This window comes from Klebsiella sp. BDA134-6 (assembly GCF_015601345.1).
In the GTDB taxonomy this organism is placed as follows: Bacteria; Pseudomonadota; Gammaproteobacteria; order Enterobacterales; family Enterobacteriaceae; genus Klebsiella; species Klebsiella grimontii.
Window position 1 is genome coordinate 3,748,855 of sequence record NZ_CP064784.1, and the last position, 21,399, is coordinate 3,770,253.

Below are 21,399 nucleotides of genomic sequence, written 5' to 3' on the forward strand. Positions count from 1 at the left end.
ACTTTTACCTTCCACCCTATCCGGTAGATTTAACCTGTTTTTCTCCGTAAGCCAAACAAATTACGCGCATAAATATCGTTACCGCTACAGTAGACACTGTTAATCCCGCAGGACTGCCTGGTAATGACCGCACCAGAACTCATGCCCCCGATAGCTTTCCCGCTTTTATAGTCTCCATTCGGCATAATCACATCCAAACAAACTCGGGTGGAGAAGCGTAAACAACATCCGTCGAGGAATATGTCTACTGTGATAAAAACCCTGGTTGACACAGACCACGAGTTGGCGTCAAATATTTATCATCCGGGAGCTTATTGCTTATATCGATCGCGCATTTAATCTCTTAATTTTCCTTTTATAAAATTGATGTAAATCAATAAATGATTAATCATACCTTGAAAAAAAACACATCCAGAGAAGCGGTCAGGTACATTATCGTTGGCCTGGCAAATACAGCAATAACCGCAGTTGTTATATTTGGCCTTATGCATGCCGGTGCGGGTGTCTACCCTTCAAATGCAGCAGGTTATGTCGTTGGCATTATTTTCAGCTTTATAATGAATGCGAAGTTCACTTTCTCAACGACCTTAAACCCCCTGAGATTTATCAAATTCGTATCCACATGTGTTTTTTGTTATATTTTAAATATAATAGCAATGAAAGTTTTTTTCATCGTTATACCTAATGCTATCTATACAGCACAAGTTGTAGGAATGATTATTTACACAACAGCTGGTTTTATTATAAACAAACACTGGTCAATGAAATGAAAGAAATAAATATAAACCGCACGAGGAGTGAAATACCTTCGTTAGCAATCGTTGTTCCTTGTTATAATGAAAAAGACGCCTTTCCATACTGCGTGGAGGGGCTTGCCACTGTATTAAAAAACCTCCTTGCAAAAGAAAAAATCGCTCGAAATAGTTATATCCTCTTTGTCGATGATGGCAGTAAAGACAACACCTGGGAACAAATCAAATCCACATCGCAGGAAAAGTCGTTCGTTCGCGGTTTGAAATTATCACGGAACCGGGGCCATCAGATAGCCCTGCTGGCGGGGTTAGCAAACGCGGATACGGACGTTACTGTAAGTATAGATGCAGACTTACAGGATGATATAAGTTGCATTGAGAAAATGATAGACAAATATAATGAAGGGTTTGAGATTGTTTATGGCGTACGCGACAACAGAAGTAGCGACTCAGTATTCAAAAGGACAACAGCCAATAAATTCTATTCTCTGATGTCAAGGCTGGGTGTCAATCAGGTTCCTAACCATGCGGACTTCAGGCTTCTTAGCCGGACAGCGTTGACAGCATTAAAGGATTTTAAAGAACAAAACTTATACTTAAGGGGGCTAATCCCTTTGTTGGGTTATAAGTCTACCCGCGTTTATTATAGCAGAGATGAAAGGGTTGCAGGCGAGTCAAAATACCCCTTGAAAAAGATGGTAGCACTGGCGTTAGAAGGAATAACGTCTCTGACAATTACCCCATTACGGATGATCGCCGCCACTGGGATTACCACATGCCTTCTATCTACAATAGCTGCAATCTATGCCCTCATTGAGAAGATCCAGGGAAATACCGTTGCGGGTTGGACATCTGTTATGATTGCGATTTTCTTCCTTGGCGGCGTCCAGATGCTTTCTTTAGGGATAATTGGTGAATACGTTGGAAAAATATACATGGAATCCAAAAACCGGCCAAAATATTTTATCGAAGAGGTAGCAAAATACGAAATGAGAGGCGAGCAATGAACACCATGGATGAACGAATGACGCCCTACACTAAAAGAGTTATTGCAATGCTTTACCTCGCGGCAATTTTCTTAGTTTACAGCCCAACCATTATATTTAGTTACGCATTTTCAGATGATTGGTCGACACTTTCTGATGTTTTTTCAGGGAAAGGTTCTCCATTTCAATGGGATATGCAATCCGGCAGGCCCTTGTATGCCATTGCCAGACGACTTGCCTTTACGCTAGTTCACAATATCGATGACCTTGCCTATCTTAGATTTTTCACCATAATAACGGTTTTTATATTTTGTTTGTTCCTCTTTTTATTTATAGAAAAAAGAAACATATTCAAGCGTAACATAACAACGATCACCTTCCCTTTATTAATATGTTTGGCACCCGCCATACAAGTATATAACTCCTGGGCGACATGTTTCCCTTTTGTACTATCTATACTCCTTGCCGGAATAAGTTATGCGACATTAAAGCCCACCAATAAAAAAACGACAATTATAAGATTTGCAGCATCCGTCATTATTTTATGGTTTGCATTTGCCATATACCAACCAACGGCGATGGCATTTTTATTTTTCGTCATGCTTGATAACTGCCTGAAAAAAGACAAACCATTTTCCATCAGCATTGTTTTAATCAGTGGCGCAGTTTTATTTATCGGCATGCTTGCTAGTCTGCTATTTTCAAAATTTATACCTGTATGGTTATATGGCAGTTCAATTGCACGTGCCGAGTTAACGAATAATCCACTTGAGAAATTACGATGGTTTGTCAAAGAACCATTGATTAACGCCATCAACAACTTTAATATAACCCCTGGCACCTTATTCACAACGCTGTCATTAATAATTTGCGCAATAGGTTTATTTTCAATAATAAAAGGCAAATCAGGACCTATTAAGGTGCTCATGTTTATTATCATGGGGATTGGCGCCTACTCTCCAAACTTATTAGTCAAGGAAAACTGGGCTGCATATAGGTCACTGATAGCACTGGAATTTTTCACGTGCGCTCTTATCATTATTGGGGTGGATGCCTTGACTAGCAAACTCAATATTGCAAAAAAAGCGCTCCCCATATTGACGGTATTCGCGATGATCGCTGCCTCATACAATATCTTTAATGGTTTCATTATCCCACAAAAATCAGAGTTAAACGCATTAGCAAGCGCACTTTCCTACAAGGTGGGAAAAACATTTACAGGGGATGTTCTTTTTGACATTCAAGATCCCGCCTATAATGCCTTTACTAAAACACAACGTTATGACGAGTTTGGCAATATATCACTTGCGGCCCCCTGGGCTATCAAGGGGATGGCGGAGCAAATCTTAATCAGCAAGTCCATGCATTTCAGGCTTCCAGAAAATGTTATTCTGACGGCAAAGGAGCAATGCACCACTGATTGCATCATTATAAAAACGGGCGATGCCATGAGGAGTTCAACCTCCAACTATTGAATCTTTTCGCCCCCCGGCATGCAGAAAGATGATCCCGCGCCAGAGCCGCACGGGATCTTTTTATCCCGGCAGCTCAGGTCAGGGTCATAAGTTTCTCTATCACCCCATGCGCTCACTTGACAACAATCCCTGCTCCAGTGCTTTCCTGAGTTCGCTCCTTTCCATCCATCATCCCTTCTCTTTAAGATACTTCTACAGAATCTATGTGTAGCAAGGGCAGTTGACTGCTTTGTTATCAGGGATGCAAGACGGGCTATGTTGTTGTTAAGAATGTGAGCTTGTGAACTAAAGAAGATAAAAGTGGATGCCCAACAAGAGGCAACATGGTAAAAAAGACAGCATTAGGGATGGGAAAACAGAGCGATAGAAAGAAATTTTAATGCGGGGATTTTGCAGAGAAAAATTAAAAGCGACATTCAACTTATTGATTTTTCTAAATAATTGGCGGAGAGAGGGGGATTTGAACCCCCGGTAGAGTTGCCCCTACTCCGGTTTTCGAGACCGGTCCGTTCAGCCGCTCCGGCATCTCTCCGCTGTTGAGGTTGCTATAATGCCAGGTTCTTTGGCATTTTAATAGTTCCTGTCTCTTTAATTCAGTTCAAGTGACGACTTTGCGAGCAATATGATATTTAAATGGCCCTGGAAAGTAGATGAAGAGTCCGGCAACGCGGAAATCCCCTGGGAAAAGGCGCTTGCCATTCCTGTATTAGCCAACCTCTCCGAACATGAGCAGCAGCAGCTGGTGCAGATGGCTTCCCGCTTTTTGCAACAAAAGCGTCTGGTTGCCTTACAGGGGCTTGAGCTTACTCCCCTGCACAGCGCTCGTATCGCGCTATTGTTTTGCCTGCCGGTTCTCGAACTGGGTATCGAATGGTTAGATGGCTTTCACGAAGTGCTTATCTACCCTGCCCCGTTCGTCGTCGACGACGAATGGGAAGATGATATCGGCCTGGTGCATAACCAGCGAATCGTACAATCAGGTCAAAGCTGGCAGCAGGGGCCGATTGTTCTCAACTGGCTGGATATTCAGGACTCCTTCGATGCGTCCGGTTTCAATCTGATAGTCCATGAAGTAGCGCATAAACTGGATACCCGCAATGGCGATCGCGCAAGCGGCGTGCCCTTCATCCCCCTGCGCGAGGTGGCGGGCTGGGAACACGATCTCCATGCTGCAATGAACAATATTCAGGATGAGATAGACCTGGTCGGTGAAAGCGCCGCGAGTATCGATGCGTATGCAGCCACCGATCCTGCAGAATGTTTCGCCGTGCTCTCTGAATACTTCTTCAGCGCACCAGAGCTATTTGCTCCCCGCTTTCCCGCGCTTTGGCAGCGTTTCTGTCTTTTTTATCGTCAGGATCCGCTCGCGAGATTACGTGAGAATAGCCCGCCAGATGATAGTGATAACCCGGTAGTACACTAAAACAACGACCTGCGCTAAATTTAGCCATTTGAATCAGCAAGTTAAATTTAGTGTTGACACAAAAATCCGAGACCAGTAGTATTCGCCTCGTTCACACGATTCCTCTGTAGTTCAGTCGGTAGAACGGCGGACTGTTAATCCGTATGTCACTGGTTCGAGTCCAGTCAGAGGAGCCAAATTTGAAAAGCCCGCTTAAGGATACTTAAGCGGGCTTTTTGCTGTCCGTCCCGGGATTCGGGTATGCACTACTGTTTATATCTCAATGAAAATATTAACTCATCATCACCGCCTTTAGCGCAACCTGTGACAGCCTCTGCAGCCCATTCAGCACGATAGCGACTTTTCAACCGGTATCCCACTTCTAAGCAAAAAATAACAACACCAGGCATCTTTCCCCGCTAGCGCTATACGCAACGTCCCTGCAGGACATAAAAACCTTTCTCCAAAAGTCATCACACTGAACAACTAACAAATTAATAAACTAGCCGCACCACAGAAAAGCATATTTAAGCCATAACACGACATACGCTGGAGATAAATAAAGCCAAAAGCGACAGTCATCATGCTATAACAATACGTCATCATAATAGTCGTTATGGTTTACCAGATCTCATATAAACCGGACTATCAACATCAGCAGTTCTGGCTTTCCCACCAGCAACATAAAACATGCTAAGGGCTACCGCTTCGACAAGACGCACGATCTTCGTCCCTCAAACGTTTTACTGGAATATTAAATTATCAAATTTATTAATAAATAAATGAGCAGTCGCTTTGATCTGCGAAAACCCATAATCTCAAAAAACACAATCTTCAGCAATTTAAGCTAAGACTTCAGATATCTAACGTAGGACGTTGGCCTAACCCATCCGCAGCAGGTCTTTTTATTGATATTTGAAATTGCAGAATCGCCGCCATGTCTATACTTAAATCGCTTTCCTAATAACGGAGCTCACCCAATGCAATATATAGTGCCTTTCAAAAGGACAATGCTCGCCAGCCTGTTAACCTTAGCAGCCGGCGCAGTGTCCAGCGCTTATGCGGCACCAGCGACAGCCACCGCACCAGAAAATGCCCCCAAACAAAATACCTCAAAACCGAATATTGTCGTTATTTTTGGTGATGATATTGGTTACTGGAACCTGAGCACTTATAACCAGGGCACCATGGGGTATAAAACGCCGAATATTGATAGCATTGCCGCAGAAGGCGCTAAGTTTACCTCCTATTATGCTGAGCAAAGTTCAACGGCCGGCCGTTCTGCGTTTATTACCGGCCAGATGCCGTTCCGTACCGGGATGAGTAAAGTTGGGATGCCTGGCGCGCCGCAGGGTCTGCAAAAAGAAGACATTACGATTGCCACGGCACTTAAACAGCTCGGTTATGCCACCGGTCAGTTTGGTAAAAACCACCTCGGCGACCGCGATGAATTCCTGCCTACCGCGCACGGTTTTGATGAGTTTCTCGGCAATCTGTACCACCTGAACGCCGAAGAAGAACCGGAGAACCCGGACTATCCAAAAGACCCGGCCTTCCGTAAAGAATTCGGTCCGCGCGGCGTAATTAAGAGCACCGCAGACGGCAAGATTGAAGATACCGGTCCGCTGACCGTGAAACGTATGGGCACGGTCGATGAAGAGACGCTGGCTGCCAATAACGACTTTATGGAACGTCAGGTAAAAGCCGGTAAGCCATTCTTTACCTGGTTTAACACCACCCGTATGCACAACAAAACCCACCTGAAAGACGGCAGCATCGGTAAAACCGGTCTGGGGACCTATGCCGACGGTATGGTTGAACACGATGCCATGATCGGTGAAGTGCTGCAGAAAATTAAAGATCTCGGCATCGAAGATAACACCATTCTCGTTTACACCACCGATAACGGCCCGATGACCGCCACCTGGCCTGATGCGGGTGAGACGCCGTTCCGCGGTGAGAAAAACACCGGCTGGGAAGGCGGCTTCCGCGTACCTGCCATGGTTCGCTGGCCGGGGCATATTAAGCCGGGCACCATCATTGACGGCATGTTCGCCAGCTACGACTGGTTCCCAACGCTGGTCGCAGCCGCCGGGGACGCTAACATCAAAGATGAACTGCTGAAAGGCTATAAGACGACCTCGATGACCTACAAGGTACATCTGGATGGTTATAACCAGCTCGACTTCCTGCAGGGTAAAGGCGACAACCAGCGTAAAGAATTCTTCTACTGGAGTGATGACGGCGACCTGCTGGCGATGCGCTATGGCCGCTGGAAAGCGCACTTTATGATTCAGGAGCACACCGGTCTGGATCTGTGGAAATATCCGTTCACCAAACTGCGTACGCCAATGATCTTCGATCTGGAGATCGATCCGCTGGAGAAAGGCAGCGACGGTATGGGCTACAACTCATGGTTCTACGATCGTCTGTTCCTGATGGGCGGTGCGCAGAAATATGCCAAAGAGATGCTGGCCACCTTCAAAGAGTTCCCACCGCGTCAGAAACCAGGTTCGTTCACCATTTCCGATGCTTCAGCCATGCTTGAGCAGGGTTCCGGTATTAATAAATAACGCCACCTCGGATAGGTTGCTAAAGCAGCCTGTCCGCTTTGGATGATAAAAATCAGTTCACCTTTTTGTTATCACTTCTCAGGGGCATACGATGAAGTACAGCACAACACTACCCGTTACCGCATTACCGTCTGCCGAGAAATATAACGGCAAAGGCCCTGAATATAAGCGTCGCTTCCACGTAATGGCCAAGCCTACCGGCTCGACCTGTAACCTTGACTGTTCCTACTGTTTCTATCTGCACAAAGAAGATCTGCTGCACCAGGACAGGCATACCGGCATGAGCGATGAGACGCTTGAACAGTTCGTTCGCCAGTATATTGAAGGGCAAGACGGTGAGCAGGTGGTCTTCTCCTGGCAGGGCGGCGAACCGACCCTGATGGGGCTCGAATTTTTCGAAAAAGTGGTTAAGTTTCAAAAGCAGTACCAAAAATCCGGCCAGCGCATCGAGAACGACTTACAAACAAATGGTGTTTTGCTGAACGATAAATGGGCTGAATTTCTCAAAAAACATCATTTTCTGGTGGGTCTGTCGATTGATGGCCCACGGGAACTTCATGACCGCTACCGCGTCACGCGTAGCGGCAAACCGACCTTTGATAAGGTGATGGCCGGGGTTGAGGCGCTTAAGCGTCACGGCGTACCGTTTAATGCCCTGGTAACCGTCAACCGCACCAATGCCCGCTACCCGCTTGAAGTCTATCGCTTTATGACCCAGGAACTGGGCGCGACCTACGTACAGTTTAACCCGTGCGTGGAACCGGTTGATTTTAAACAGACCGCCCCGCAGTTCTGGCGCGATGACACCATTCCGCTGACCGGTAGCCGCCGCGCTCGCCCCGGCGATCTCGACTCTGTCGTGACCGATTGGTCGGTTGACCCGGATGACTGGGGCCACTTCCTGATTGCGGTGTTCGAGGAGTGGGTTAACAACGATTTAGGCCGCGTTCAGGTCAATCTGTTTGAAACGGCGGTGGCGCAAACGCTGGGCATGCCCGCGCAAATCTGCACCCACTCCGAATTCTGCGGCAAAGGGCTGGCGATTGAAAAAAACGGTGATATCTACTCCTGCGACCACTACGTTTACCCGGAATACCAGATAGGCAATATCGCTAATACGAAACTGTCACACCTGGCGTTCTCCGAGCGGCAGAAAGCCTTTGGCATGGGCAAGCGCGATACGCTGCCGAAATATTGCCAGGCCTGCCCGTATTTAAAAATGTGCTGGGGCGAGTGTCCGAAAAACCGCATCGTGCGCGCGCCGGACGGCGAAACGGGTCTCAACTATCTGTGCCCGGGCATCAAAGCCTTCTTCAACTACGCCGAGCCGATGCTGGTGGGATTAGCCACCTTAATCAAACGTGACTATTCAGGATTAAAACGATGATGCAGCGCGAGAAGCTATTAGAACTTGAGCAGAAAATGAACCAGCAGGTGCTGGGTCAGGAAGAGCTGGTGCGCATGTTGATAATCGCCCTGCTCTGCGATGGACACGTTCTGCTGGAGGGGCTGCCAGGGCTGGCGAAGACCCGCGCCGTGCGCGAACTCGCCCGCCGCGTGGAGGGCGAGTATCGCCGCATTCAGTTCACCCCCGACCTGCTCCCTTCTGATATCACCGGCAGCGAGATTTATCAGCAAAATGCCACCCGCGAAGAGGACCAGTTTACGTTCCGCCCCGGCCCGGTGTTTGGCAACCTGATTCTGGCCGATGAAATCAACCGCGCCTCCGCCCGCGTTCAGTCTGCCCTGCTGGAAGCGATGGAAGAACGCCATGTGACCGTGGCGGGCAAAACCTGGCCGCTGCCGGGGGTGTTTATGGTTCTCGCCACGCAAAACCCGGTGGATCAGGAAGGCACCTGGCCCCTGCCGGAGGCCCAGCTTGACCGCTTTTTGATGAAAGTACTGGTGAGCTATCCCTCAAAAGAGAATGAACAGAAGGTGATGCAGCTGGTTCGCGCCGAGCAGCAGCAAAAATACCAGCAGTTGAGCCAAAACCAGCCGAGCGCCGCCGCCGAAACCCTGATGCTGACGCAGCAGGAGATTGCCGAGTGCTGGCAGGCGATTGCCCAAGTTCACGTCGCGCCAACGATTGAAAACTATATCGTCAATCTGGTGGATCTCAGTCGTCACCCTAAAAACGTCAGCGATACCCTGGCAAGCTATCTGACCTTTGGGATAAGTCCACGCGGGACGCTGGCGCTGGAGCGCTGCGGCCGCGCCCAGGCATGGCTGGAAGGCCGGGACGCCGTTATGCCGGAAGACATCAAAAAGATAGCCCCTGCGGTGCTACGTCACCGTCTGATGCTGAGCTACCAGGCCAATGCCGACAACTGCACCCCGGACGATGCGGTGCAAATGCTGCTCGACGCGGTGGTGGCGTAATGAGCGATGCCGTCCGCGTCTCGCGTGGTAGCCTGCTAAAACTGGCGGCGCAGGCGCGTTCTATTATCAATCCGCCAGGGCAAATCCCGCCCAACGCGCTGGCCGGAGAGCGCATTTCGCGCCAGCAAGGTCGCGGGCTTAATTTTGACAGTCTGCGCCGCTACCAGCCCGGTGATGACGTTCGTCTGATGGACTGGCAGACCACCGCGCGTATGCGTACGCCGTGGATCCGCCTGTACAATGAAGAAAAAGAGCGGCCGGTCTTTTTGCTTGTCGATCAGCGTCGGGATATGTTTTTTTCCACCCGCGTCCAGACCAAATCGGTGGCGGCGGCAAAAATTGCCGCGCTGCTGGCATGGCGCAGCTGGCACGACGGTGACCGTCTGGGCGGCGCGGTGTTTGGCGACAAAGACTACGCGCTGCGCGCCTGTCGTCCACCGAACGCGACCCTGCCCCACTTTCTGGACGACATCGTCGAGTATAACCACGCCGTCGCCGAGGCCTATCCTCATGAAGCGCCAAATCCGCTGTCGCTGGCCGATATGCTGCGCCACAGCCTGCCGCTGATCCCTACCGGGAGCTGGGTTGCGGTGATAAGCGATTTTCACGATATGGGTAGCCAGTGCGATGCCCTGCTGGCCGCGCTGCGCCGCCGGGGGGAGATCAGCGCCTTTGTGACGCTCGACGATCTCCATCTGCGGCTGCCGACCCACGGCCAGCTTGCCGCGCGTTACGAAGGCCAGGAGGCAACCTTCTCCCTTTCCCCCTCCCGCCGCGACGAGATCGTGCATAGCGTCACCGCCCGGCTGGCGCAGCAGGAGACGCGTCTTGCCCGGCTTGGCGTGCGGGTCAATCAAATCGTGGTCACCCGCGATCTCCTGCGACAGCTACAGCGAGGTGTCTGAATGCTGGAGAAAGGTTTTACCGTCCCCCATCTGGCGGAGCCGGCGCTGCCCGGTTCACCCTCCTGGTTTCCGCTGCCGCCGGGCTGGGTTGTGCTCAGCATCCTGGTTCTGCTTGCCGGGCTGACCGTCGCCCTGTTTCGCTACGCCCGCTGGCGGCGGAATGTCTGGCGTCGCCAGGCGCTAAGCGCCCTGTCGCAGCCGCATACCGCCGATAGCTGGCTGCTGCTGATTAAACGCATTTTGCTGGTTCATCACCCGCGCGAAGCGATAAGCGCCGCGTCCAACCCGACGCAATGCCTGCAACAGGTGCCGCTGGACGACGCGCTGCGCGAACAGCTTAGCCTGCGCTATTGCCAGCGTGAAAACCAGTTGAATGACGACGATAACGCGCGTCTGCGTGCGCAGTTACATGCATGGATAGAGCGATTACCCTATGTCTGAATATCTCTCTCGCGTGGACTTTGTCTGGCCCTGGGTTTGGCTGCTGCTGCTGCTGCCGTTGGTGGGCCGCTTTTTTATGGCTAAAGCGCGGCCGCTAAAGGAATACGTGCGCGTGCCGTTTTTACCCGCGCTTATCCACGAGATCCAGCCCAACAGCCAGCCTGTGCGCAGCGGTAAGCTTGCCGCCGTGGTGTTCTGGCTGGTGTGGGGGCTGCTGGTTTGCGCCATGGCGCGTCCGGAATGGCTCACCCCGCCGCAGCATATTGAAAAACCGATGCGTAACATCATGCTGATTTTAGACGTCTCTGGTTCGATGGCGAAAAACGATGTCGCCGGAGGCAGCACCCGTCTGGAAGCGGTACAGGCCTCGGTGAAAAAATTTGTCGCCGCCCGCCCGTCCGACCGAATTGGGCTGGTGATTTTTGCTAACGGCGCATGGCCCTTCGCGCCAATTAGCGAAGATAAACAGGCGCTGGAAACCCGAATCAACCAGCTATCGCCGGGCATGGTGGGGCAGCAGACGGCGATCGGCGACGCGCTGGGAGTCACGGTGAAACTGTTCGATTCCGCGCAAAACGCCGACGCCAGTAAGCTGGCGATTATTCTCACCGACGGCAATGATACCGCTTCACAGCTGACGCCGCGTCTTGCCGCCAAACTGGCCGCCGCGCATCACGTACAGGTGCACACCATCGCTTTTGGCGACGTGAACAGCACCGGGGACGATAAAGTCGACCTGCCGCTGCTCGCCGAAATCGCGCAGATGACCGGTGGACGCGCGTGGACTGCCGAAAGCAGCGGCGCGTCGCTGGACGCCGTATGGCAGGAAATTGACGCTATCACGCCGGTGCAGGTTAAAAGTATCGGCTGGTCCTGGCGCGAGCCGCTGTTTGGCTGGCCGCTTGCCGCCGCGCTGTTGCTGCTGCTGGCGTTCGCCCTTTATCGCGTCCTCAGGGAGGAAAGCGCATGAGCGACTTCCACTTTTTACACCCCTGGTTTTTAGTGCTGTTACCGCTGTGCCTCGCGCTGTGGTGGCTGCCGTCCGCCGGACGCAGCGCCTGGGTACGTATGATGGATAAGCCGCTTGCCCGTGCGCTTATCGTCAATCAGCCGCGAAAAATAACCCGCGCGCTGCCGTGGCTGATGATGGCAGGGATTATCGGCCTCGCCGGTCCTGCCTGGCAGCGTCAGCTTCCCGCGGCGTTAACCCCGCAAAGTAATGTGATGGTGGTGTTGCAGCAGGATAACGCCATGCTGGCAAGCGATTTGGCGCCAAGCCGTCACCAGCGGATGCAAAGTAAAATCCTGTCGCTGATGGCGCAGATGCCCGGCACCCGCTTTGGCCTGGTGGTGTATCAGTCCGGCGCGTGGCTCACCACGCCGCTGACCGTCGATCAGGATTTTTACACTCTGTTCCTGCATGCCCAGTCCCCCGCCCTGCTTCCGGCAGGTGAAGGATCAGGGCTACAGGCGGCCCTGACCCTGGCGATGAAAAATATGCCCTCGCCGCCGCGCAGCATCATTCTGGTGGCGGATAATATCGATGAGCGCGATGCGCGCTGGCTGACAAAACAGTCGCTACCGCTGCAAATCTGGGTTCCCGGCACCGCCCACGGCGGGACGCTGCCGGAGAAGTATGCCAGTCGCGGCACCGATACCCGGCTTAACGTCGCGCGCTTTGAGCAGATCCGCGATGGCGGTATTCCTGTCACCCTGGTGACGTCGGACGACAGCGATTTTTCGGCAATCCGCAGCCATATACAGCAGTCCGTCAGCGCGCAAAACAACGCGCGCATCGATCTACACTGGCGCAACAGCGGCTGGCTGGCGGTCATTCCCATGCTGATCATCATACTGCTGTGGCGACGCCAGCTTTTTTGCTGGCTGCTTATCGCGCCGCTGTTGATGTGGCAGCCCGCCGGGCACGCCGCGTCATGGCTGGATGCGTGGATCAGCCCCGATATTCAAGGGCAACAGGCGTTCGCACGCGGGGATTACACCACCGCCGCGCAGCGTTTTACCGACCCGCTGCGGCAGGGGATCGCCTGGTATCGGGCGGAGAACTACCCCGCCGCCACCGCCGCTTTCCATCAGGCGGAACAAACGCCAGAAGCGCTGCTGTGGACCGGTAACAGCTACGCGCAGCAAAAGCTGTGGCAGCAGGCGCTCAACAGCTATGACCGGGCGCTCAGCCTGCGGCCTGACTGGCAGCTGGCGCAGGGCAACCGGGCGAAGATTGCCGCCATCATCATGCAGCTGCGGCAAAAAGAGCGCGACCGCCAGTCGGCGCAGAGCGAGGAGCAGGACTATAAACCGGATGAGATCAAACACGATCTCAAACCCGAGGAAGGCGTTGAGCAAAAAGATATTCAGCCGCAGGTCGGAGGCAACCCGCAGGTGAACCAGTGGTATGAGAATCTCAGCGTTTCGCCTTCCGGCCTGCTGGAAAACCTCTATCGCACCCAGTCAGGAGATCAACAATGAAGCTGCTGTGGTTATTACTGATTGCCACGCTGCCCTGTCAGGCGGCCATAACGGTTTCGCGCGAGCTTATTGCGCCAGAGCACGTTGCTCCCGGTCAGCCGGTGCGCATCGCCGTGACCTTCTGGACCGATAGCTGGTTTAACCCGCCGCCGCAGTGGCCTGATTTCCCTGTTGAAAATGGCGCATTGTTGACCACCACCGAACCCAATCAGCTGCTCACCCGTCATGAGGGCGGCACCAGCTGGAGCGGTATTCGTATGGAACGTCAGGTAACGGCCTGGGATCAGGGGCAGCTGCATATTCCTGCCTTTGAGCTGACGCTTACCGGAGCCGGACAAGCGCCGGTGACGGTAAAACTGCCGGCGTTAGATAAGGCGGTAAGCTGGCCTGACGATGTACAACAGCCGGACCATTTCCTGCCCGCCGCCAGCCTGTCGCTGAGCCAAAAAATTACCCTGTTCCACAGCGGCGATGATGGACAATTGCACGCCGGAGATGTGATTGAGCGTGTGGTAACGGTGGTCGCCGACGACGCCGTTGCAACGCAGATCCCGCCGCTGCTGTACGCCATTCCCGGCACGCACACCCAACGTTTATCGCCGCAAAATACTCTGGTGACGGCAGGTCGCGGCGATATCCGCGGCGCCCAACGCGTCGAAACGCTGCGCTATCTGCCGGTGGAAGCCGGTACCGTTGCCCTTCCGCCGATAAAATTACGCTGGTGGGATACCGCCCATCAGCAGTGGCAAACCGCCGAACTGCCGGGCAGTGAGTACAAGATTGCCCCGGCGCCGAACGCGGGTGCGGAAGCGGCGCTCAAAGGCCAGGCGCCAACCTCGTGGGGTCTGCTGTCACTGTGGGTCGCGGTGCTGGCTGCGACGGTCGCGCTGCTGTTTATGTTTCGCCGTACGCTGTCGCAGAGCGCCCGGTATGTTTATCACCAATGGCACCGTTTCTGGCATCCCACATCCCTGCCGGATCTGGTCCCTGAAAAAAGGAGTTCTCGATGAAGGGTACGTTGATCGGTATGTTATTAGTGAGCCTGTGCGGCGGCGCGGCGGCGGCTCCGCTTTCCGCCTGGAACGACACGGCGGCTAAACGGGCCATAGAAACCTGGGTGCACAATGCCACCGATGCTAAAAGCCACTCTTTTATCCCGCCGGAAAAGCGCTACGTGGTGTTTGATAACGACGGCACCCTGTGGCCAGAAGCGCCGATGACCTTCCAGATCCAGTTCGTGCTGGATGAGGTTAAGCGTCTTGCGCCTGAACATCCTGAATGGCAAAACGATCCGCTGGTCAGCGCGGCGCTGAAAAACGATCTGAAAACGGTGGCGGCCGCGGGCGAAAAAGGCTTGCTCAAGCTGCTGGCCTTGACCCACAGCGATATCACCACCGACGAGTTCACTCAACGCGTCGCCAGCTGGGTCGATACGCACAAAGACCCGCGGTTTGGCTGTCAGTACAACCAGTTGGGCTATCAGCCTATGCGTCAGCTGCTGGACTACCTGCGCGAAAATGGCTTTAAGACGTGGATTATCTCCGGCGGCGGCATCGATTTTATGCGCGTGCTGTCTGAGAAGATGTACGGCATTCCGCCGGAACAGGTCGTCGGTTCGTTCGCCCTGGGCGAGTTCTCGTTGACCAAAGATGGCTCGCAAATACGCAAAACTATGCAGGGTGCCTTTAATGACGATGTGGCGAACAAACCGGTGGCGATCCATCTGTTTATGGGTCAGCGCCCGGTAGCGGCTTTTGGCAACAGCGATGGCGACCTGGCGATGATGCAGTACACCGCCAGCAACCCGGATTACAAAACCTTCGGGCTGCTGGTGCACCATACCGATGCGGCGCGCGAATACGCCTACGACAGCCATCCACCGGCCAGCGGTAAACTGGTGGAAGGCTTAAAAGAGGCCAAAGAGAGAGGCTGGGTGGTGGTCGATATGCAAAAAGACTGGAAAACGGTATTCGACCCGGCGCAGTGCCCGGCGAAAACCGCGCAGTAATCCATCAGGTTTACCCCTCTCCAGGCGGCTGTGCGGGAGCGGTAAACCATTTCTCTTTGGGCACCATCACCGGTTCATTGGGTTGCAGCACAAAGTTTGGCGACATAATTTGCACGTTAAATTCGTTAAATACGTCCTGAATCAGGCTGTGCATCTCGGTGCGCGCCCCAGCCATCAGGCCATCACCCGGACCGTTCTGCTCAACCGGCAGCAGCCTGACCTGCAGCTCGTAGGAGGTGTACCAGTCCATTAAGGCCAGTTGGCGCACCCGCGGCGCGATGGATTGATCGACGCACTTCGCCCGCCGCGCCGCCAGCTCCAGCATGCTGTGCACCTGCCGCCACGGGGTGTCGTAGCCAATCGTCACGTTGAGCGTCAGGTTGACGCTGCCGTCGGGGTTTTGCACGCTAAGGTTGGTAATTTTGCCGCTGACCACTACCGCATTGGGCAGCGTAATAACGTAGTTTTCCCGGGTTACAATTTTGGTCGCCAGCATCCCGACTTCGGTCACCCGCCCTTCGTTTTCGGCAATGCGGATCACATCGCCTTTGCGCAGCGCCCGGGAGTAAATCAGCACCAGCCCGCTCATAGCGTGATTCATTACCCCCGCGGACCCCAGCGTGAGCATCAGACCGAAGAAGACGCTAATGCCTTTAAACGCCAGCGAGTTGGCCCCCGGCAGGAAGGGATACGCAGCGGAGAGCGCAAACAGCCAGACGATTACCGCAATCAGCTTGCGCGTGGCCCCCACCGTTTCCGGATGCAGGCCGGGAATATACAGGCGTCCCGTGGCAACCTGGTTTAGCACCACTTTGAGGATTTTCAGGATGACGGAGGTCATCACAAAGATAATAAGCACCACCAGCAGTCCCGGCAGCGCTGAGACGATGGAGTAAGAGATTTGGCTGACGATACGTATCGACCAGTCGCCCAGGGACTCGCCCCAGACGCGCGTCCAGGGAAACAGGCTGAAGGCCCAGCGGAGCAAAACATAGATCGCGGTGATACCCAGCAGTAGCATCAGTAGCGCGTACAGACGGCTTTCAACCTCACCTAAAAAGCGTCGCCAGGTTTGGGGAATAAGCCCTTTATTATCGATTATTTTGCGCCGATAAACCCGGCGCACCCAGCGCCAGGATCGGTACTGAACGAACCAGAGCGCCAGTAACGCCGCCACGCCAACGGTGGTTTTTAGTGCGGAAAGCGCCAGACTGCGGTGATCGTACTGGTCTCTTAGCGCCTTTCGCTGGGCTTCCAGCCGGGTTAAGACACGAGATGCCGCCTGGTCGAGGGTGAGATCGTCGCCTTCGTCGAGATCCGCCTCCACCAGCAGCATCACCGGTTTGCCGTTCATCACGATCAGGCGTCCCGCCTGGTTATATCGAGTCACCGGGACAATAGTCAGGGGCTTTGCCACGTCTTCACGGCTAAAGCCGCGCAGGGTATTGCGAATGCGCAGTACGCGCTCTTCCGGCGTGGTTAAGCCAAACTTCGCCTGAAGCATCACTATCGGCTGGTGGAAAACATAAACCGTTCGGGCCCGTTCTTGCGCTGAAGGTGCCTGACGTGGCTCCGCGGCCTGTAGAGGATAAGCCATCAAAACAAAAAACCACAGAACTACCCGGGAAATTGCCCTGTTCATGACCTTCACCTACAGAGAGATTTATTGTTTTATGCTACAACAACCCGACACGCTTTCGCCTTTTTGAGCTTAGACCAGAGCGGCGTGAATTCAAGAACACGTCACTTTTTTGCGTTTCAGATACGCAACCTGGAAATTAAATAATATATCTCTACCAATATTCATTATCCGTACTTTACGATTTACCTTAACCCAAAAGTCCCGTCAGCAGCCAGACAGACGGTGATTGCCCTGGTTTGATAAAGTACAGATCTTCTGTCCGTTTAACGATGACCTCTTTCGCTTTAAAGGCAAGGGACTCCGTTAAATATGAGAGGTATTAACTCATTTCCACCAAAGTCATAGTGATACTCACGGTAAGCGTTGCAGAATAATCCCCTGTATGAGGGTAGTTGACGCCGTCATCGTCAGTTAATCAGGATGGCGTGAGTTTTATAATAAAAATATGTTTATTATTGGATTTCAACAACGAACGAGATTCGCCATCCGGGCCATAACTGGTTATATTTATACCCTAAATAATTCGCGTTGCTTAAAGGCGGCATTGAAGTGACAAATTCGTCGGCAACAAATTTGACCAGCGAAGGCTGGAAGTCGGTGAGAGGCAGGAGCCTCTCATTAGTCACCTGGAGCATAGATAACTACGTGCTGGGGCGAATGACAAATCTGTCTGGAACAGATTTGAACGCTGTGTCATGGCGCCCCGTAAGGCCGAGGCTCATGGATAAGCTGAGTAACAAAGCCAACGCACAGGTAATTTGAAGATATGACGGATATAGACATTATTCTCTTCTGCGCCACCGAGATCGGTTCATGATTAATACGACGAATGAAAACCATAAAAACCTGGATATTGTTAACTCATGGAACCTGGTCTGGTTCCTGAGCCTTAACATCGTTTTTTGCTTGTGGTTGATTTTGAACAATTTTATACATACCCCGAATGACTTTTATCGGGAGGTGATGAATATGCTATGTATAGCAACCACGCTTTTTTCAGCGCTGGGATTTACGTTAAAGGCGTTGATCTCCAGAAAATATCTCGCCAGGTTGCTACCGACATACGCGCTACTACAAGGCATCCTCTGGGGCGCCATGTTCTATATGATGGTCAAACATTACAATAACCCTTCATTAACGCTTTCATTGCTCATCAGCACGCTGTTACCCGCCACCATCTCCTTTTATATCTCCGGCACTGTATTGCTATTATTTAGCGTACCGATCAGCATCGCCATGCTGTTAAGCGAAATCACCGCTTATGATAAATTTAACTTTCTGCAACTGTCTGGTTCTGTCATTATTTTCATTGTCGTGATAACCGCTCGCTACATATTGCTTGAATGGTACACCCGAACCCAACAAAGTGAATACGCAAAGAATCTACTCATTAAAAAACTCACCCACCTTGCTCATCGTGACGCCTTAACGGGATTGTTAAATAAAAGCAGCCTGTTAACCCATTTTGAGGAACAGGCACAACGACTGCCGCACTCAGGTGGTAATTTATTCATGATCATAATGGATATCGACTATTTCAAACAATATAACGATTTATATGGGCATATTGCCGGTGATGAATGTTTATTAAGCGTTGCGAAATGCATCAACCAGTCATTACGTAAAACATCTGACACTGCGTTTCGCTTTGGCGGAGAAGAGTTTGTCATATTGACTCATTGCAATGAAATGGCTGAAGCCGTGATGATTGCAGAACGCATTCGTACCAATATTCAAAAAGCGAAGATCCCACATCGGGGTTCTCAACTTTCGCCCTGGCTCAGCGCCAGCTTTGGCGTTGCCCAATGGGTCAAGGGTTATTCATTTGCCGTACTGGCAGAAAAAGCCGATAAGGAGCTCTACAAAGCAAAACAGGCCGGACGTAACCAGGTTTCCGCAGCAAAAAGATGATCATGTCGCGGCAAAAAGTGCCCTGCTGACGCCAGTACATAATTCCAGTATTCATCGCCCTATATCAACCAACGGCGCGTTTAGTGTTCGCAAAAAAAATACCGCTACGCGCGGTTTTAAGTATTTAATCACTGCCATTGAATAAGCAGCCCTCTCTCAAATTGAGCACACCAATGACCTAAGTCATATACAAGGGGTAACTGATGTGGCGCATTAACGCAGTCCCCGCAGCATGCCTGACAGGAAGTCATTATTATATTTATGACATGCTCATAACATACATTGCAAAATAAAATACATTAATATTGCCTTTTAAATACTAACCCGCAAAACATTTAATTTTAAACTAATTGAATTTGCACCCACAATGCGTAGCATGATAATTAATATATCTCACTCATAACACAGGTAGAATAATGCGGAAGCTCCATCAAATTATACTCTCGGGCGTCGTTGCCCCCTGCAAAACATCACCTCCGGGTATTTTACGCAAACTACATGTAATACAGATACCTATCATCTACAATAAGCACCGGGGGTCACCGGTAGACTCTACGAGCTATGCCTCACTACATGATAAAAATAAGTCTCTGCTCAAAAAGATATATCGCCAGCTAAAAAAAGAACACCTGCAGAAAAGCCATATCGATGAACTGGTCGATACCCAGAGTCAGACCTATCAGGCATACTGTTCTTTGGTCAGGCTTTACAAGATAAACGTCATAAACAATCGTTATCTGAAAGAGAAGAATATTTCGGGACTGCGTACGCTGAGCGAATTACTGAATACCATTATTGAAGACTAAAAAAAGCCTCCTTATGGGAATTTAAGGAGGCTTTTTTAGTCACCTATCTCCAGCGCCGCCGGTACGATAGCGATAGCCGGTGACCATCTCCGCCGTCCTTTTAGCCGGTTGCAGCCACGACTGCCACTGCAGGCCTATCGTCATGCTAGCCAAAACTAAATGCCTGGTTTACAGATCAGAACTGATAGCTGTAGTTTACGCTGGCGAACCATAGCCAGGGTTTATTATATTCTCCAGCGAAGGCTGCGGAATTCACCTGAGATGATTGCATATGCAGATATTCAACCGCAAATCCGATATTACTCGCCGATGTCATTTGATATTGCGCCCCGGTCGCAAAACGCCACTCATCACCGGTAGGTAGAGTCAGAGCGACATCGCTTTGGGTGTTGTATGGCGTGCTGTCAAAAGCGACACCCGCGTTAAGGCGCCATCGCTCGTCAGGCCGGAACTGAACGCCTAATGCCGTATGCCAGGTATCTTTTAACCGGTTGTTTCTATTGCCCGATTGGCCATTAATCGTAATATCCGGGCTACCAAACTGGCTCCAGTCCTGCCAACCAAGATCGCCCATGACCGACCAATATTTATTTACATCATGAACCAGACTCAGCATGACCTGCTGAGGTGCGCGGACTTGAGCCGCCACGGGTAGATCGTACTCGACGTTTGGCAAGTTCGGAAAACGTGCCTTGCCGTCAATACTAAAGTGATAGTCAGTTTTACTTGTCCAGGTTATTCCCGCTCGAGTCTGGTCGGTGAGATCCATCAATATGCCCAGGCGGTAGTTCATTGCCCAATCGTGGTCATTTTGTCGTTCATCACGGCTATCAACATTCCGGGTTAAAGAAAGGTAGCCGTAATTAAGTCCTACAGCGGCGCCGACGGAAACGTTATCACTGAGTTTCCAGGCAATTGCCGGGCTGAGCGTCATCGCTACCATTGTACTTTTTTTGATGAGTCGATCGCCTGCCCAGTTGCCAAAATCAATACCAAGTCCATAGTTACCGTAAAGGCCCAGTCCCGCGGACACGGAATCATTCAGCCGTTGCGTATAGAACACGCTGGCATTAGGAAACAGGTTCATGACATTGCCCGGACTTTGACGCCCGCTCGATTCATTATCCAGTTTATAGGATATATCACCTCCCATAGCCTGTACTCCCCCCGTCAGCATATGATCGGGTAATCGCGTCATTCCTGCCGGATTAGTTAAAAGCGTTGACGCATCCTGCGCGCGTGCAGCCTGCCCCGCTCCGGCCAGCGCAGCATCTTCCGTACCCACTTCGTAAAAATAGAGCGCGCTCGCATGACTTACTGCGGAAAAAAATAACCCACAGATAATAATTATACTTTTTCTCATTATGTTACCTACCACTTGAATAAAACGATGAGCTATTTTTTTGCAAAAAAGTCTATTTTCTTGTCCTGTATAATTTTAGAACTTGCTATCTATTTCGCATATAACCAGACTATTAAATGACCTAATATTATAAACAACCGCGTTACTCAGGTCTCTGTAAGTTTTGTCTAATATTAAATATTGCGACCAGGCGTCCGAATATCCACAGGGACGATAATAAATACCCAGCTTAAGCGGATACGTCTTCTGTGAAATTCAGGAACAGCATG

General features: G+C 51.5%; 16 protein-coding genes and 2 tRNA genes. 15 read left to right on the top strand and 3 right to left on the bottom strand.

The features are described from left to right. Positions 1-380 precede the first annotated feature (380 nt). The 3 genes from IYV58_RS17350 to IYV58_RS17360 are packed head-to-tail and all read left to right on the top strand — an operon-like array spanning position 381 to position 3,213. The gene (locus IYV58_RS17350) at positions 381-770 is read left to right on the top strand and encodes a GtrA family protein (protein ID WP_032741888.1); all 390 of its coding nucleotides are present in this window, start codon (positions 381-383) and stop codon (positions 768-770) included. Then, complete coding sequence (locus IYV58_RS17355; RefSeq protein ID WP_112166245.1) at positions 767-1,759, top strand: glycosyltransferase family 2 protein; 993 nt, start codon at positions 767-769, stop codon at positions 1,757-1,759. Before IYV58_RS17350 ends, IYV58_RS17355 begins: the two co-directional genes overlap by 4 nt. Then, positions 1,756-3,213, top strand: a complete 1,458-nt coding sequence (locus IYV58_RS17360; protein ID WP_004122156.1) for a glucosyltransferase domain-containing protein — start codon at positions 1,756-1,758, stop codon at positions 3,211-3,213. Before IYV58_RS17355 ends, IYV58_RS17360 begins: the two co-directional genes overlap by 4 nt. A gap of 442 nt (positions 3,214-3,655) precedes the next feature. Here the strand turns inward: IYV58_RS17360 and IYV58_RS17365 are convergent. Next, positions 3,656-3,745 (bottom strand) — tRNA-Ser (locus IYV58_RS17365). A gap of 90 nt (positions 3,746-3,835) precedes the next feature. Here IYV58_RS17365 and mtfA point away from each other — a divergent pair. The 11 genes from mtfA (at position 3,836) to IYV58_RS17420 (ending at position 15,408) form a co-directional block, all read left to right on the top strand. Then, on the top strand, positions 3,836-4,636 hold the full coding sequence (gene mtfA, locus IYV58_RS17370; protein ID WP_162626065.1) for a DgsA anti-repressor MtfA: 801 nt from the start codon (positions 3,836-3,838) through the stop codon (positions 4,634-4,636). A gap of 100 nt (positions 4,637-4,736) precedes the next feature. After that, a tRNA-Asn gene (locus IYV58_RS17375) sits at positions 4,737-4,812 on the top strand. Between the two features lie 783 nt (positions 4,813-5,595). Beyond that, a complete protein-coding gene (locus tag IYV58_RS17380) occupies positions 5,596-7,188 on the top strand; it encodes an arylsulfatase (protein ID WP_004122160.1) in 1,593 nt (530 codons plus the stop codon). Between the two features lie 91 nt (positions 7,189-7,279). Further along, positions 7,280-8,575 carry an anaerobic sulfatase maturase gene (locus IYV58_RS17385; protein ID WP_142469074.1) on the top strand — a complete coding sequence of 432 codons (1,296 nt, stop codon included), beginning with the start codon at positions 7,280-7,282 and terminating at the stop codon, positions 8,573-8,575. Further along, entirely contained in the window at positions 8,572-9,570 is a 999-nt protein-coding gene (locus tag IYV58_RS17390) for an AAA family ATPase (RefSeq protein WP_195729154.1), read from the top strand. The genes IYV58_RS17385 and IYV58_RS17390 overlap by 4 nt, the downstream gene beginning before the upstream one ends. After that, complete coding sequence (locus IYV58_RS17395; RefSeq protein WP_142983194.1) at positions 9,570-10,475, top strand: DUF58 domain-containing protein; 906 nt, start codon at positions 9,570-9,572, stop codon at positions 10,473-10,475. The genes IYV58_RS17390 and IYV58_RS17395 overlap by 1 nt, the downstream gene beginning before the upstream one ends. After that, positions 10,476-10,916 carry a DUF4381 domain-containing protein gene (locus IYV58_RS17400; RefSeq protein WP_195729155.1) on the top strand — a complete coding sequence of 147 codons (441 nt, stop codon included), beginning with the start codon at positions 10,476-10,478 and terminating at the stop codon, positions 10,914-10,916. Beyond that, complete coding sequence (locus IYV58_RS17405; RefSeq protein ID WP_004122177.1) at positions 10,909-11,886, top strand: VWA domain-containing protein; 978 nt, start codon at positions 10,909-10,911, stop codon at positions 11,884-11,886. The genes IYV58_RS17400 and IYV58_RS17405 overlap by 8 nt, the downstream gene beginning before the upstream one ends. Continuing rightward, on the top strand, positions 11,883-13,400 hold the full coding sequence (locus IYV58_RS17410; RefSeq protein WP_195729156.1) for a VWA domain-containing protein: 1,518 nt from the start codon (positions 11,883-11,885) through the stop codon (positions 13,398-13,400). Before IYV58_RS17405 ends, IYV58_RS17410 begins: the two co-directional genes overlap by 4 nt. After that, the gene (locus IYV58_RS17415; protein ID WP_195729157.1) at positions 13,397-14,410 is read left to right on the top strand and encodes a BatD family protein; all 1,014 of its coding nucleotides are present in this window, start codon (positions 13,397-13,399) and stop codon (positions 14,408-14,410) included. The genes IYV58_RS17410 and IYV58_RS17415 overlap by 4 nt, the downstream gene beginning before the upstream one ends. Continuing rightward, on the top strand, positions 14,407-15,408 hold the full coding sequence (locus IYV58_RS17420) for an HAD family hydrolase (protein ID WP_195729158.1): 1,002 nt from the start codon (positions 14,407-14,409) through the stop codon (positions 15,406-15,408). Before IYV58_RS17415 ends, IYV58_RS17420 begins: the two co-directional genes overlap by 4 nt. Positions 15,409-15,418: 10 nt before the next feature. Here IYV58_RS17420 and IYV58_RS17425 read toward each other — a convergent pair whose 3' ends face one another. Continuing rightward, positions 15,419-17,050: a mechanosensitive ion channel family protein gene (locus IYV58_RS17425; protein ID WP_112166260.1), complete on the bottom strand. Its 1,632-nt coding sequence runs from the start codon at positions 17,048-17,050 to the stop codon at positions 15,419-15,421. Positions 17,051-17,863: 813 nt separating this feature from the next. Between IYV58_RS17425 and IYV58_RS17430 the strand changes: the two genes are divergently transcribed. Further along, a complete protein-coding gene (locus IYV58_RS17430) occupies positions 17,864-18,961 on the top strand; it encodes a GGDEF domain-containing protein (protein WP_004122194.1) in 1,098 nt (365 codons plus the stop codon). 981 nt (positions 18,962-19,942) lie between these two features. Here IYV58_RS17430 and IYV58_RS17435 read toward each other — a convergent pair. Next, the gene (locus IYV58_RS17435; RefSeq protein ID WP_004122201.1) at positions 19,943-21,130 is read right to left on the bottom strand and encodes an OmpP1/FadL family transporter; all 1,188 of its coding nucleotides are present in this window, start codon (positions 21,128-21,130) and stop codon (positions 19,943-19,945) included. Positions 21,131-21,399 lie beyond the last annotated feature (269 nt).